The organism is Nocardia halotolerans, assembly GCF_042650145.1.
Taxonomy (GTDB): domain Bacteria; phylum Actinomycetota; class Actinomycetes; order Mycobacteriales; family Mycobacteriaceae; genus Nocardia; species Nocardia halotolerans.
In genome coordinates, this window is the sequence record NZ_JBHSDL010000003.1 from 13,284 (window position 1) to 25,996 (window position 12,713).

At 62.9% G+C, this 12,713-nt stretch carries 12 protein-coding genes; 8 read left to right on the forward strand and 4 right to left on the reverse strand.

Annotation, left to right across the window (positions count from 1 at the left end):
* The first annotated feature begins 143 nt into the window (after positions 1-143).
* The 5 genes from ACFO5K_RS02665 to ACFO5K_RS02685 all read left to right on the forward strand — a co-directional run bounded on the left by ACFO5K_RS02665 (position 144) and on the right by ACFO5K_RS02685 (position 6,156).
* Positions 144-2,003 (forward strand): recombinase family protein, encoded by a 1,860-nt coding sequence (locus ACFO5K_RS02665; protein WP_378555516.1) that lies wholly within the window; start codon positions 144-146, stop codon positions 2,001-2,003.
* A gap of 14 nt (positions 2,004-2,017) precedes the next feature.
* Entirely contained in the window at positions 2,018-3,745 is a 1,728-nt protein-coding gene (locus tag ACFO5K_RS02670) for a bifunctional DNA primase/polymerase (RefSeq protein WP_378555517.1), read from the forward strand.
* 731 nt (positions 3,746-4,476) lie between these two features.
* Positions 4,477-4,815 carry a hypothetical protein gene (locus tag ACFO5K_RS02675; protein ID WP_378555518.1) on the forward strand — a complete coding sequence of 113 codons (339 nt, stop codon included), beginning with the start codon at positions 4,477-4,479 and terminating at the stop codon, positions 4,813-4,815.
* A complete protein-coding gene (locus ACFO5K_RS02680; RefSeq protein WP_378555519.1) occupies positions 4,796-5,326 on the forward strand; it encodes a DUF6879 family protein in 531 nt (176 codons plus the stop codon). Before ACFO5K_RS02675 ends, ACFO5K_RS02680 begins: the two co-directional genes overlap by 20 nt.
* The gene (locus ACFO5K_RS02685; protein WP_378555520.1) at positions 5,323-6,156 is read left to right on the forward strand and encodes a helix-turn-helix domain-containing protein; all 834 of its coding nucleotides are present in this window, start codon (positions 5,323-5,325) and stop codon (positions 6,154-6,156) included. The genes ACFO5K_RS02680 and ACFO5K_RS02685 overlap by 4 nt, the downstream gene beginning before the upstream one ends.
* A 113-nt stretch (positions 6,157-6,269) precedes the next feature.
* On the opposite strand, the gene ACFO5K_RS02690 is transcribed toward ACFO5K_RS02685, so the two are convergent.
* The 3 genes from ACFO5K_RS02690 to ACFO5K_RS02700 all read right to left on the reverse strand — a co-directional run bounded on the left by ACFO5K_RS02690 (position 6,270) and on the right by ACFO5K_RS02700 (position 8,751).
* Entirely contained in the window at positions 6,270-6,839 is a 570-nt protein-coding gene (locus ACFO5K_RS02690; protein WP_378555521.1) for a recombinase family protein, read from the reverse strand.
* A gap of 828 nt (positions 6,840-7,667) precedes the next feature.
* Positions 7,668-8,093 carry a hypothetical protein gene (locus ACFO5K_RS02695; RefSeq protein WP_378555522.1) on the reverse strand — a complete coding sequence of 142 codons (426 nt, stop codon included), beginning with the start codon at positions 8,091-8,093 and terminating at the stop codon, positions 7,668-7,670.
* 268 nt (positions 8,094-8,361) lie between these two features.
* Positions 8,362-8,751: a hypothetical protein gene (locus ACFO5K_RS02700; protein ID WP_378555523.1), complete on the reverse strand. Its 390-nt coding sequence runs from the start codon at positions 8,749-8,751 to the stop codon at positions 8,362-8,364.
* Positions 8,752-8,937: 186 nt separating this feature from the next.
* Between ACFO5K_RS02700 and ACFO5K_RS02705 the strand changes: the two genes are divergently transcribed.
* The 3 genes from ACFO5K_RS02705 to ACFO5K_RS02715 all read left to right on the forward strand — a co-directional run bounded on the left by ACFO5K_RS02705 (position 8,938) and on the right by ACFO5K_RS02715 (position 9,970).
* The gene (locus ACFO5K_RS02705; RefSeq protein ID WP_378555562.1) at positions 8,938-9,066 is read left to right on the forward strand and encodes a DUF4244 domain-containing protein; all 129 of its coding nucleotides are present in this window, start codon (positions 8,938-8,940) and stop codon (positions 9,064-9,066) included.
* Positions 9,067-9,107: 41 nt separating this feature from the next.
* Positions 9,108-9,422, forward strand: a complete 315-nt coding sequence (locus ACFO5K_RS02710; protein ID WP_378555524.1) for a TadE family type IV pilus minor pilin — start codon at positions 9,108-9,110, stop codon at positions 9,420-9,422.
* Between the two features lie 179 nt (positions 9,423-9,601).
* The gene (locus tag ACFO5K_RS02715; protein WP_378555525.1) at positions 9,602-9,970 is read left to right on the forward strand and encodes an Rv3654c family TadE-like protein; all 369 of its coding nucleotides are present in this window, start codon (positions 9,602-9,604) and stop codon (positions 9,968-9,970) included.
* Positions 9,971-10,282: 312 nt separating this feature from the next.
* Here the strand turns inward: ACFO5K_RS02715 and ACFO5K_RS02720 are convergent, their stop codons facing one another.
* The gene (locus tag ACFO5K_RS02720; RefSeq protein WP_378555526.1) at positions 10,283-12,661 is read right to left on the reverse strand and encodes a DEAD/DEAH box helicase; all 2,379 of its coding nucleotides are present in this window, start codon (positions 12,659-12,661) and stop codon (positions 10,283-10,285) included.
* Between the last annotated feature and the right edge of the window lie 52 nt (positions 12,662-12,713).

The window sequence follows — 12,713 nt, forward strand, 5'->3', positions numbered from 1 at the left end:
GCCGCGTGGTGGGAAAAAGGAGGGGATCACGATGACGTTCGTTCGCACCGCATACCTGGAGGCCCGCACCCGGTGCACGCGCCTGCTGATCGACGACGACGGGATGAGCACCGCCGAATACTCCGCTGTATAGCTTTACATCCATGAGTTCGCAGGTAGCGCCGAGTAGGGCGCTGATAGTCACTCGGTTGTCTCGGATGACCGATGAGAGCACCAGCCCTGAGCGTCAGCTGGCTGAGTGCATGAAGCTATGTGCAGATCGAGGCTACGAGGTTGTCGGAGCCGCTGAAGACCTCGACGTGTCGGCAGGGAAAACCTCGCCCTTTGAGCGGCCAGAGCTCAAGCGGTGGCTAGCTCATGAGTTCTCACCCTCAACAGCACCAGGACCGGACAACCGGCACCCGTGCCCGTTCGACGTGATCGTGTTCTACCGCCTGGACCGCTTGGTACGAAGCGTTCCGCACTTGTGGTCGGTGATCGAGTGGGCCGAGACCCACGGTGTTGTCTTGGTGTCTGCCACAGAGAAGCACTTCGACCTGTCCGACAAGTTCGGCAGAGCGATCGTCTCGCTCATCGCCACGGTGGCTGAGCTCGAACTGGATGCGATCAGTGAACGCAACTCGAACGCGTTCCGGCACAACTTCTCTGCTGGCAAGTGGCGGGGTGGTGTGCCGCCATGGGGCTACCTCCCAGCCAAGAACGAGGAGGGCGAGTGGAGGCTGGCCCAAGACCCTGTGCAGGTGAAGCTGATCCGGGAGGTTGTTAACCGCGTGATGGCTGGTGTTCCGCTGCGTCAGATCGCTCACGACCTGACGGAACAGGGAGTGCTCACCCCAAAGGATCGGTTCGCCGAGTCCAGAGGGAGAGAGGTTAAGCACTTCCAGTGGCACTCAGGTCCGCTGAAACGGTCCCTGTCGTCTCAGACCTTGCTTGGTCACGCAATTACTCGTACACCCGAGACCGGACCGAACGGGCAGGTGAAGAAGGAACCCAACGGAAAGAAGGTCTACGGTCCCGAGACCATCGTGAGGGGCGACGATGGGACACCGGTCGTTCGCGCAGAGCCGATCCTGTCCCGTGGGGAGTTCGATCGCCTACAGGTCGAGTTGTCCGGCAGGGAGAACCGCAAGGAGCCGACGAAGCGATCCAGCGGCTTGCTTCTCCGAGTGATCTACTGCGGGGCGTGTGGACGCCCGGCCTACCGGCTCAAGGGCGGCAAAGGGCGTGCTACGCGGTACCGGTGTGCGTCAGCTCAGTACAAGGACCACTGCGGAAACCTGACCGTGACAAGCGAACCGATCGAGGACCTAGTGACGGCAGCGGTATTGAAGCTGCTCGGAGACTCTGAGCGCCAGGAACGCGAGTGGGACCCCGGGGAGGATCATGCTGCGGAGCTGACCGATGTAGACGAACAACTGGCAGACCTAGCAGAGGCTCTTGGCACTGGTTCGTTCAAGAGGGGAACGCCGGGACGCGTGAGGCTCGATCAACGCATTGCAGCACTGAGCACTCGACGTGAAGTGTTGGCAGCCATGCGATCCCGGCCCGGCGGGTGGACCCAGAAGGGTACGGGCGAGCTGTTCTCGGATTGGTGGGCGCGGCAGACGACGACCGAACAGAATGTCTACCTCCGCACAATGGGCGTACGTGTCCAGTTCCTCGAAGGCCCAGCAGAGGGCGCACACATGCAGGCACCTGGGAAACTGTTCATTGAACTTGGGAGCTTGTCGGACATGGTGGGCGGATTGAAGCCTGGGCCGACGGCAACGAGCGTGGCATCGGGCTTTGAGGTTATGGAACGCCTTGGAATCCAGGGTGTGGTCTTCTCGAGTGAGAAGCAGATGCCTACGCGTACAGATGATTCTGTGTGGTTCCAGCCTGAACCTGGCATGTGGTTGTTGATGTCCCCGAGGGCTGTAGCCGAAGCACATGAGGCACGTGAGTGGGACGAGCTTCGGCGTGAAGAGACAGCCGGAGACTATGACTGGGACGACGAGGACTGAGAGTGATACCCGAAGTGAATAAGCAAGTTTCGAGCGGTGCTGCCGCTCATCTGGACTTCTACCTGGATCGTGGCTGTGTTGTCGTGCCCTGCCTTCCAGGCAAGAAGCATGTAGTGAAGGGCGCTGGGGACTGGACCCCCGAGCGCTCAGTAGCCGACCGAGAGAGGCTGTCTCGTAACGCCGCTGTCCGGAACGGTACGGGCGGTCTCCTGGTGGTCGACATCGACGCAAAGCATGGTGGGTCGCTCGCTCTCATGGCGGAGCAGTTCCCCGGCAGCACCATGACCAGGACTATCCAGACCGTCTCACCCGGCCCCGATGGACTCGGGGCGCAGCTGATCTACTCACTGCCCGATGGGTTCAGGATTCGACAAAGCACCTTGGTCCGCAACGACCAAGGCGAACCGATGATCGAGGTCGCAGCCTTCGCGATGCTGCCGGGCTCTCGTGCCCGTGGCGCGGACAAGGTGCAGCGGTACTACGAGGTCGTCCGTAATATCTCGCCGCACCCAGCTACGCCAGAGTTGTTGGCGCTCGTTGAAGCGCGAACCGTTGTAGAGCATTCCGAGCCTGCACAAGTCAACGAGGATGCTGCCGACGCGCGTGCACGGTTCGATGTTCTCGTAGCTCGGGTCGCCGCGGCCGGGTCCGGTCAGCGAAATGAGGTCTTCACCCAGTGCGCCCTTCCGATCGTACGGTTGTGCGATGTACTCGATGAGGACCCAGAGGAAGTCCTGACGTCGGCGTACGAACAGTCAGGTGGAACTGACGACCGCTGGATTGCATCGGCAATACGATCCGCAGTCAATGGAGCGGCTGGGGGACCGCTCGGACGTCTGGAACTCGGAGGGTGGGCGGCAAGACGCTTGGCGAAGATCGAGACCTGGGCCAGATTCTCCCCGTGGGTCGGCCAGGCAGGTGCCTCTGATAGGCGGGTGCTCCTCGCTCTGGTCGCGGCCTGCGTTGAGCAAGGGAACACCGAAACGACTCTTGGCAAGCGGAGACTCGCTCTCATGGCTGGGATTTCCGAGGAAGCCGTAGAGGATTCGCTGAAGCGGCTGACCGCTCAAGGACGCTTGGAGACGTTCAAGACAGACACATGGCATACCCGTCGTCCTGTGCCTCCGCCAGACGACAACACACACACGTTCCCCCCATATGTAAGGGGAACTATCACTACTACTCCTGATATTGATGATCTAGTGAGGGGCCTGGAGCCCCTTCACATGGTTTGGAGTATTCCCAAGACCGCCAAGGGTCTTGGGGTGGATGGTCGTCATGGGCATCTGTATGACCTCGTGTGCGCTGGGCTGACAACAGCCAAGGCGCTAGGTGACTATGTCGGCTCTCGTCCAGACTCGCTCAACCGGCCGCTTGCCCGGCTGGTTGAGGTCGGCTTGTTGGTGAAGACCGGCCGGGAGTTCGCACCGGCTGACCACGCTAGGAAGCTTGCCGACAAGCTCGCCGTTGAGCTAGGGGGAGTCGAGGTCTGTGCCCGCCGTGAGAACAAGTACCTAGACGATGACCTCAAGTGGGTTGAGGTCCAACGGCGGCAACGTGAACCCACCCAACAGCCGATCGAGGCCCAAGAGTCGATCGTGGACTTGTTGGAGTCGTCATACGAACAGGAATTGTCGGACCAGGAGAAGGCCGAGATTCTGCAAGAGCTGGCGGAAGAGGCTGAGGAAGATCGCAGGCGCTGGGAGGACGAGCAAGAGCTGATGCGTCAGTTGGGAATCTGATGTAGGACCCCAGGGGGTTACCCCTCCCCCTCGGGGATTGGCACCTCTCTGTCATATGGTCCACACGCACACGCGGGGAGGGGGCCGGGGGCCCGTCGATTCGCTCTTGCGCGTTGGGGTGGCTCATTCGGGCCACAGAATCGCTGCGACCAAGACGACGATCGGAACCGTAAACGCAACAACCCATCCGGCGATGATCATTTGTCTCGGCTCTCTGCTGCGGTCAACCAATCCGCGATGTTCTCCAAGGTCCCGTGACAGACGACTCGGAACGGGTTCGAGAGCTGCCATCCATACGGCGGTTCTTCGGCCCTCCGGATGCCCATCGAACGATTGGCTGCACGCTCGTTCAGTGCGTCCAGCTGGGCTTGTACCGCCTTACTCATGATGCTCGCCGCTTCGGTTCCCACCGGGCGAGTGCTTCGAGCAACCTCTGGATCACCTCGGGCGGGGCGACCTCTATGGGGTCGAGCCGTGTCGGCTTCGGTATGCGTTGTGGGAGCACTGCGGGCCTCCTGGTGGCGCTCGTTGGCTTCCACCCCCGGCGGGGACTCTTAGTTCACCCGCCGGGAGCGTTGAGACGAACTTACGAACCAACGAACCAGTACCGATACCAACTTGGCAGAACTTGCCCGTATTGGCGGCTAACTGCACCATAGATGCTCGAAACCAGCGACACTGGGCATTGCACATGCCAAACAATGCCAAGCTATTAGACGGGGGTTCATGTCATGTTGAAACTGAGGTTCTTGGGCAATGGTGGTTCGGGCACGGGTGAGTGCCCAGCGTTGTACGCGACAGATCAAGACACCTACGCAGTACAAGGCTGGACAACCAGCCGGACCGACACGGTTGAGATCCCGCACTTGCTGTTGGGCTTCGCTGAGCCCGATACCTACGTTGGTGCTCAACTCGCTGACACCGGAAGGGGAACATTCACCCTCATGGGTCGGCCTGTCACCGACCCTGAGACCCTGGCTCAGGTGACAAAGCTTGCCGACAACGAGTCGGTGATCGAGGTTCCCAAGAACGCGCGGAGGTTCTACGGCAATGCTGCTGCGGCTCAATGATGAACCAGACCTCTGGGAGTCTCTGTTCGCGGAGTGCGAGCACGAGGCGTTCCACCTGGAGACCCTGGACGCATACTCTGTGGCATCCGAGTCTGAGCCATTGCGGAGGTTCCTCGCGGGTGAACCAGCAGACAACACATGGTTTGATCCGTGGCGTTCGCTAGTCAGGCATACCACCGGACGCGGAGTGGCGATTCGTCGTGTTCGCGTGCTCACCGAGCCAGTGAGTGACTACCACCGATGGATTCTGACGCTGAATCTCGAGAGCATCGAGGCTGGCGAAGACATTAGGTACTTGCCTCGACACAACGCAGGAGAGCCGCCCCTCACCGAGGACTTCTGGTTACTCGATGGTTCTCGCGTGGCTTTCCACGCCCGCGACACGGCTACTCGTGGTCGCGGTGTCGTGATCACCGAAGACCCTGGCCTGGTTGGGTACTGCGTGGAACAGCGAAACCGAGTGTGGAAGCTTGCAACACCTTTCAGCGAGTACGTGGAACACATCGCGTGACCTCACCTCGCCAAGCTCGCGAGGAACTGGGTAGACGCCTTCGTGAGATTCGTAGGGATGCTGAGCTGACCGGCCGCCGGTTGGCTCAGCTCTCCGGGTGGCATGAGTCCAAGGTCTCGAAAATCGAGAACGGCACCAGGCCGCCCAACGAGGCGGACCTCCGCGCCTACGCCGCGCATACCGGCACCGCGGATCAGTTGCCGGACCTGATCGCCACTCTGCGAGGCATCGAAGCCGCGTACATCGAGTGGAGACGACTGCTCGCTACAGGCACTCGACGCCGACAAGAACGATCTGTGACGCTCGCGGAAGAAACCCGGCTACAACGGGTGTACGAGCCTCAGATCATCCCCGGAATCTTCCAGACTCCTGAGTACGCCGAACAGATCCTCAGGCGTGCAGTTCGGTTCTACGGCATCCCCGACGATGTAGACGCCGGGGTGTCGAAACGTATCGAGCGTCAACAGTGGCTGTACCGGGGAGACCGTAGGTTTCACGTTCTGGTGACCGAGCAGGCTATCTACAACCCGGTTGGTGGTCCGGGGGTCCATCGCGGGCAGCTAGACCGCTTGTTGTCGGTCTCGGGGCTTCCTCGCGTGATCCTCGGAATCATCCCTGCAACGGCTCCAATGCCGATGCAATCAACCAACTTCGTGATGTTCGATTCCCGGTTGGTGCTGGTCGAGACCCCTACCGCTGAGTTGTCGATTACTCAGCCGAGGGAGATCGAGACCTACTCTCGGTTGTTCGCCGAACTGGCTGAGTCTTCGGTAACTGGGGACTCCGCACGTCACGTGATTCGTCGCGCGATCGACACGCGGTCTGGCTAACCACGAACTACCCTGCTCTAAGCGATCAGAATTCGCGGCCTACCTCCAAGGTGGGTAGGGCCAATTTCGTTCGCCAGAATCGAGCTGGGGCCCCCTTCTTGATGCCCCTGTGGCTAGGTTTCTGGTTGTGCGTCTGCCGCCAGATACCGGTAGACAGTCGCTCGGGAGCATCCCAACATCTTCGCGATGTCAGGAGCGGTGATCCCCTTGGCTCTGAGGTCCCGCGCCTTCGCTGCATCGACATCGCCCACCTTCCGGGGGCGACCACCCTTGCGTCCGTTGGCTGCTGCCACCGCAAGCCCTGCCCTGGTTCGCTCGATCATGGTGTCCCGCTCGAGCTGAGCGAATGCAGCCATCACGGTGAGCATCGCCTTTCCCATGGGTCCGTCGGTGTGGAGCCCCTCGGTGACGCTGCGGAATCCGATACCACGCTCAGTCAGTTTCTCGATGAGCTGGAGAACGTGAATCGTGTTGCGTCCCAAACGATCAAGCTTCCAGACCACAAGTACGTCACCGTCACGGAGATGGTCCAAGCACCGATCCAGTTCGGGGCGCTGAGACTTCACCCCGGACACGCCATGGTCGGTGAAGACCCGGTTGCATCCAGCAGCGCCAAGCGCATCGAGTTGAAGCTGGGGGTCTTGGTCGGCGGTGCTGACCCTGGCGTAGCCGATGAGTGCCATCTTGATCCTGTCTCAAAATCCCGTCCTGCTGACGGTTTTGAGACTAGAGGTTATGAGACGGGTTTTCAAGACAGTTGAGCAGTCGAGTTCCCCTGGACGGACGATCGCCATCAGAGACCCGGTCTCAGTCTCAACAAGGGATCGTTTATGAGATGACATCCGCGCATCTAGCGGAGACGGTTGGCGGACGCCCCGGCTGCCGGAGTGGAGCGATCAGAGGGACCGGCAATATAGGTATGATTTGCATCACGAACCTGTCGGTTGGTTTAACGAGGGTCGCTTGTGGGTTCTAACCCACATGCGCAGGAGAAATTCGGTAAACGGCCTGCTCAAAAGTGGCAGGCCACTTCGCCCTGGAGGGTGGATAATCCATGCCAGAACCCCTCTAATGTGCTACTATTGCGTCGATCGCCCCCGATGGGGCTCCTTTTGTGATGCCCACGGAGCTACGCTGAGTGCGTGCAATCAATCTCGGGATTCATCCTTGCTCTGCCTGTCTTCAGCGCGTGGTTGTACTACGACGGACCAGTCCGATTCGTTGCCGATGTGACGGCCTGCCTGGAAGCTGTCAACCAGTGAACGCTGTAATCGTTGTCGCGGTGTCGTCCGTCGCGGGAACCGTATCGCTCTCCGCTGCCGTCGTGGCTGTGAGTGCAATCGCGTTGAGGGACGTGCCGCCGAAGTTTCGCCCGGAAGTCATCCGCGCGGTGGCTGAGCTCTTTCGTCGACCAAGGAAGGGCACTGAATAGGTACCACCGTTGGTGCGCTGGCAGCCCTACGAATTTGACTTCATAGGGCTGAGTAGGCATCGCATTGCTCGCGCAACCGTCAGGGAGTTGGCTGCGGGATGTCGTTCTGCAACATCCAAAGGTCCTGAGCCTGCTGTCGCGTGATGATCGAACGTTTGGTAGCAAGCTCGATCACGGCGAGGAGGACGTCTGCGGCGCGGTCCTGCTTGCCCTTCTCGATTGCTGCGTCGTAGTCGCGTTGAACTTCGGGCATCAGATCTGCCGCCCTCACGTACCCGACATGGCCGTATTTGAGGTGCGTTCCCGGCACCGGGACGACCTTGCCGATAAGGTCCTCGCTTCGACTGTCGGTAAGCCTCACCTGCACGTTGACGCTCCCGAACCCTGTCACGTTGCCGCGTGAGTTCTCGCCGACATATGTCTTGTTGGCAATCCCCCCGTAGTAGAGGGTGACGGGGTCGCCCACCTCCAGATCGCGGCCGTCGTGGTCTCGGTTGACTGGCATTGCACTCTCCTCCCGTGTGCAGACCTCCGCTGCTCGCACGAGAGTAATCGAGCTTCCTTCGTTGCCACACAGGCAATTTGGATCCAGATGGACTCCGCTGTAGGCGCGTGCCGACAGCTGGCATGGTGCAGTTCGCTTTGCCCGCTCGACCGGTTCAGGCTCCCCGAGCGAAGTCAGACGACGACCACCCCCCAGGGGGTTACCCCCCGCCCCCTACCTCTGGATCGGTAGGTAATGCGGGTGCCAGGTTCTGTACGGGTTTAGAGATTCACACCCATGCGATCGTCAAGGGCAAAGTGACTGCCCTGGTCGAACCCATCACTCGGCAGACCAGCGCGGACCTGCCTCCGGGGAGCGTCGTTAGGTCCAGAGGTCGGAAGTAGTAGGCGTTCTCCTCCGACGCGAAGCCATCTGGAAGCCTGAACTCGCTGATGAGGTAGCTGTCCACCAGCGCGTCACCGAAGAACAGGGGATCGGGAGCGCTGTTCAGTGATGGCTGAGTGCTGTTCGTGAGGGAGACCTGCATGGTTGGGGAGGGCTTCCCTTCGTCCTCGGAATCGCGATGAAACAGCATGACAAGGAAGCGCAGGTGTGGCTTGCCCTGCTCAAGCGTGAGATTGCTGATTACTCCACCACGTACGACCAGCTTGCCGTCCACCGTCTCAGCGTGGTCCGACAAGAGCGCCCCGGTGATAACCATGGTCCCGCCTCTCGCTGGGTGAGGCGAGGCTAGGCGGGAACTGGGTTGTTGATGTGACTACCCAGCGCGTTTAGCCTCATCTGACCTTCGTGATCATAGCCCGCCTGCATCACGCGATGATGCTGCAGGATGTAAAACTCGACAATCGAGTACGCCATCGGCACCATTGCCGCGGCGGCCTTCGGTGCGGTGCTCTACGGGGTGGTGACCGGCGACAGCATTGTCAACGCGCTGACCCAGATCATCGACAAGGCGCTCAACACGAGCGTGTGAACCGCCGGTGGGCAGGCAGTTTCGCCGGGGATGAGGGCGCGGTGACGGTCGAGGCCGCCATCGCTCTCGCGGCCCTGGTCTGTGCGGTAGCGCTGTGTGTCGGCGCGCTACTGGCCGCGTCGACACAGGTGCGCTGTGTCGACGCGGCCCGCGAGACCGCGAGATTGGCTGCCCGTGGCGACACCGCGCACGCTGTCGCGGCGGGCAGAACTGTCGCACCGCCCGGCGCAATCGTCGAGTTCCGCGCCGACGGCGATCGGGTGGTCGCCACCGTCGCGGCGGGAACGCCACTGCTGCCGGGCCTGCGACTGCGGGCCGAAGCCGTCGCGGTCACCGAGCCGGGAGTCGCACCGTGACCCGGACCGCACGGTGCTTGCCCGAGACGCCCCCAACCGTCCTCATCGTGGGAGCCCGCCCCGTTGATGAGCGTCGATGCCACCGCGTGCGGACGGCGCACGTCGTCGGCGGTGGGGTGCCCGGCCGAGTAGGAAGGTGGCGCGGTGGTCAGCTTTCGGCCGTCGCGGCTGGGAGGCGGATGCCCGGCGGGCTTTTGCGGGCGGAGAAGGGCGGGGCGACGGCGTTTGCCTGCGTGGCGTTGGCGGGTCTGATCTGTCTGACTCTGCTGGTCGGCCAGGTGGGCGCGGTGGTGGTTGCCCGGCATCGGGCACAGGCGGCAGCCGACCTCGGTGCGCTGGCCGCGGCAGGCGCGCTGGCCGAAGGTGCCGAGGTGGGTTGTGCGCAGGCCGGGGAGGTCGCGCGGCGAATGGGCGCGCGGGTGTCGCGGTGTGTGGCCGAGCAGTGGGATGTGGTGGTCACGGTGGAGGCGAATGTGGCGCTCGGTGTGTTCGGCGTACGAACGGTCGGTGGCGCGGCCAGGGCTGGACCGGTCGATCCGGACGGTTGATCGACAAGTGTTCGCACTGGTCGCCGGTTGTTTCGGATGGGCACATTCCGCAATTACCTGTAACAGCTTTATCGTCTATTTCCCGCGCATTGTTTGGCAGGTGGTGAACAAAATGAAAATAAGGACTTCGAGTGCAGGCCGGGGAGCATGGGCAATGCGCCAGTTAACCTAAAAGTCGTCCTCTTTATTCGTGACACACATGCCCGACGGCTTATCTGTGCTGGTCAACGGAAAACCGGACAAATGACCAGTGAACCGTGGGCGAGGTGGCGGGCTGGTCTCACTCGCAAGACAATAGCGTCACGCTATGTCTCACACCGTCGTGCGGGCCCGTAATTCGCCGAGCACGGCGCCGAGCAGCCGTTCCGCGGCGTGCTTGTCGAGCGGATTGTTGCCGTTGCCACATTTGGGTGACTGCACGCACGACGGGCAGCCGTCCTGGCACGCGCAGGTGCGGATAACGCTGAGCGTGGCCGACAACCAGTCCGTGAGCCGGGCGAAACCGCGTTCGGCGAAACCCGCTCCGCCGGGCTGACCGTCGTAGACGAACACAGTCGGCGCGCCCGTATCGGGATGCTCGGCGATGGAGACACCGCCGATATCCCAGCGGTCGCAGCCCGCCACCAGGGGCAACATGCCGATCGCGGCGTGCTCGGCCGCGTGCAGCGCGCCGGGCAGCTCGTCTTCGGAGATCCTCGCGGCGGCGAGCAGGGCGGGCGTGACGGTATACAGGACAGCCTTGGTGTGCAGCGTGTGTGCGGGTAGGTCCAGTTCCACCTGGTCGAGCACCTCGCCGGTGACGAGCGTACGAAGGTAACCGACGACCTGATTGGTCACCGCCACCTGCGCGGATGCGGCCATCACCGCCCCGAAGAAGCGCTGCTCGGACATGGCGTCGACAGTGATCGAGGTGACCTGGCGAGCGCTGGTGGTGAAGCCGGGGTCCACCTCGTTGACGAAGGCCACACCGCCGTCGAGGTCGAGTTCGTCCACCAGGTAGGTCTCGCCCTGATGCAGGTAGACCGCGCCGTCGTGCAGGGTCGCGGGTGCTCGACCGGCGTCGGCGGTACCGAGTAGCCGTCCGGTCTCGGCGTCGACGATCGCGATCGGGGCACCCAGCCCGCCACGGACGTCGACATCGTCGTGCGGATGTGTCCGGGCGGTGACATGCCAGCGCGCCGGTGCCCCACGAATGCCGGGCCGTCGCCGGATCAGACCTTGTTCGGCCAGGTCGGCGAGCACTTCTCCGGCCTGCAGCTCGCTCACCTCGTCATCGGTGAGCGGGAGCTCGAGTGCGGCGCACAGCAGCTGTGGGCCGAGGATGTAGGGGTTGTGCGGGTCGGTGATGGTGGCCTCGATCGGCCGGTCGAGCAGTGCTTCGGGGTGGTGCACCAGGTAGGTGTCGAGTGGATCGTCGGTGGCCACCAGCACCACCAGCGAGCCCTGTAGTCGTCGGCCGGCGCGTCCGGCCTGCTGCCAGAAGGAGGCGACGGTGCCGGGGAAACCGGCGATGACCACGGCATCGAGGCCCGCGATATCGACCCCGAGTTCGAGCGCATTGGTGCTGGCCGCGCCGAGCAGCGTGCCCTGCGACAGTGACTGTTCCAGGTCGCGACGGTCCTCGGCGAGATACCCGGCGCGGTAAGCGGCAACTCGTTCCTGCAGTTCAGGTGCGGTTTCGGCGAGTACGCGGCGGGCATCGAGCGCGATCAGCTCGGCACCGCGGCGCGAGCGCACGAAGGTCAGCGTTCGGGCGCCCTCGGCGACCAGGCCGGCCATGATCTTGGCGGCCTCACCGGTCGCGGTGCGCCGTACGGGCGCACCGTTTTCGCCGGTCAGGGTCTTGTTCAGCGGTGGCTCCCAGAGTGCGACGGTGCGCGCGCCGCGCGGTGATGCGTCAGCGGTGACGGCGGTGACCGGCGCCCCGATCAGCCTGCTCGCCGACGCGGCCGGTTCGGCGCTGGTGGCCGAGCACAGGACGAATACCGGGTCGGCACCGTAGAAGCGCGCCAGCCGGCGCAATCTGCGCAGCACCAGCGCCACATGCGAGCCGAAGACGCCTCGGTAGGCATGGCACTCGTCGACCACCACGTACCGCAGGTTGCGCAGTACCCGCGCCCAGCGCTGGTGCGAGCGCAGGATCCCCACGTGCAGCATGTCGGGATTGGTGAAGATCCAGCGCGCGTTGGCCCGCACCCACTGCCTGACCTCGGCGGGAGTGTCACCGTCGTAGCTCGCCGGATGGGTTTCGCGCAAGGCGTTGTCGTGGATCAGCCCACCGACTGCGCGCAACTGGTCGGCGCCGAGTGCCTTGGTGGGTGACAGGTAGAGCGCGGTGGCGCGTGGGTCCTCGTGCAGCGCCGTGAGCACCGGTAGCTGGTATCCGAGTGACTTCCCGGACGCGGTGCCGGTGCTCACCACGACGTGCTCGCCGCCCGCTGCGAGTTCGGCTGTGCGGGTCTGGTGTTCCCACGGAAACTCGATCCCGTCTGCGCTCAGGGCTGTGACCAGCGCCGATGGCACCCATTCTGGCCACGCGGTGGTGCGGGCCCGCTGAGCGGGTAGCTCCGCGACATGGGTCAGCGGATCGCCGCCGGCCGCCGCGTCCAGCAGGACACGATTGAGCAACGATCGACCGTAGCTCTCGCTCGGAAGGAGCTCGCGGACCTCGGTCCGGTCGGTCGGATTCATCTCCTCATCCTCTCGCGCGGCGCCGAAACTGTGAAACGTGTGTGTACGCGAA

What these genes read in the sequence shown, in the direction of transcription:
- ACFO5K_RS02695 (WP_378555522.1), bottom strand. Translation starts at nt 8,093, where the DNA reads ATGCCAGTCAACCGAGACCACGACGGCCGCGATCTGGAGGTGGGCGAC.
- ACFO5K_RS02680 (WP_378555519.1), top strand. Translation starts at nt 4,796, where the DNA reads ATGCTGCTGCGGCTCAATGATGAACCAGACCTCTGGGAGTCTCTGTTC.
- ACFO5K_RS02720 (WP_378555526.1), bottom strand. Translation starts at nt 12,661, where the DNA reads ATGAATCCGACCGACCGGACCGAGGTCCGCGAGCTCCTTCCGAGCGAG.
- ACFO5K_RS02715 (WP_378555525.1), top strand. Translation starts at nt 9,602, where the DNA reads ATGCCCGGCGGGCTTTTGCGGGCGGAGAAGGGCGGGGCGACGGCGTTT.
- ACFO5K_RS02690 (WP_378555521.1), bottom strand. Translation starts at nt 6,839, where the DNA reads ATGGCACTCATCGGCTACGCCAGGGTCAGCACCGCCGACCAAGACCCC.
- ACFO5K_RS02675 (WP_378555518.1), top strand. Translation starts at nt 4,477, where the DNA reads ATGTTGAAACTGAGGTTCTTGGGCAATGGTGGTTCGGGCACGGGTGAG.
- ACFO5K_RS02665 (WP_378555516.1), top strand. Translation starts at nt 144, where the DNA reads ATGAGTTCGCAGGTAGCGCCGAGTAGGGCGCTGATAGTCACTCGGTTG.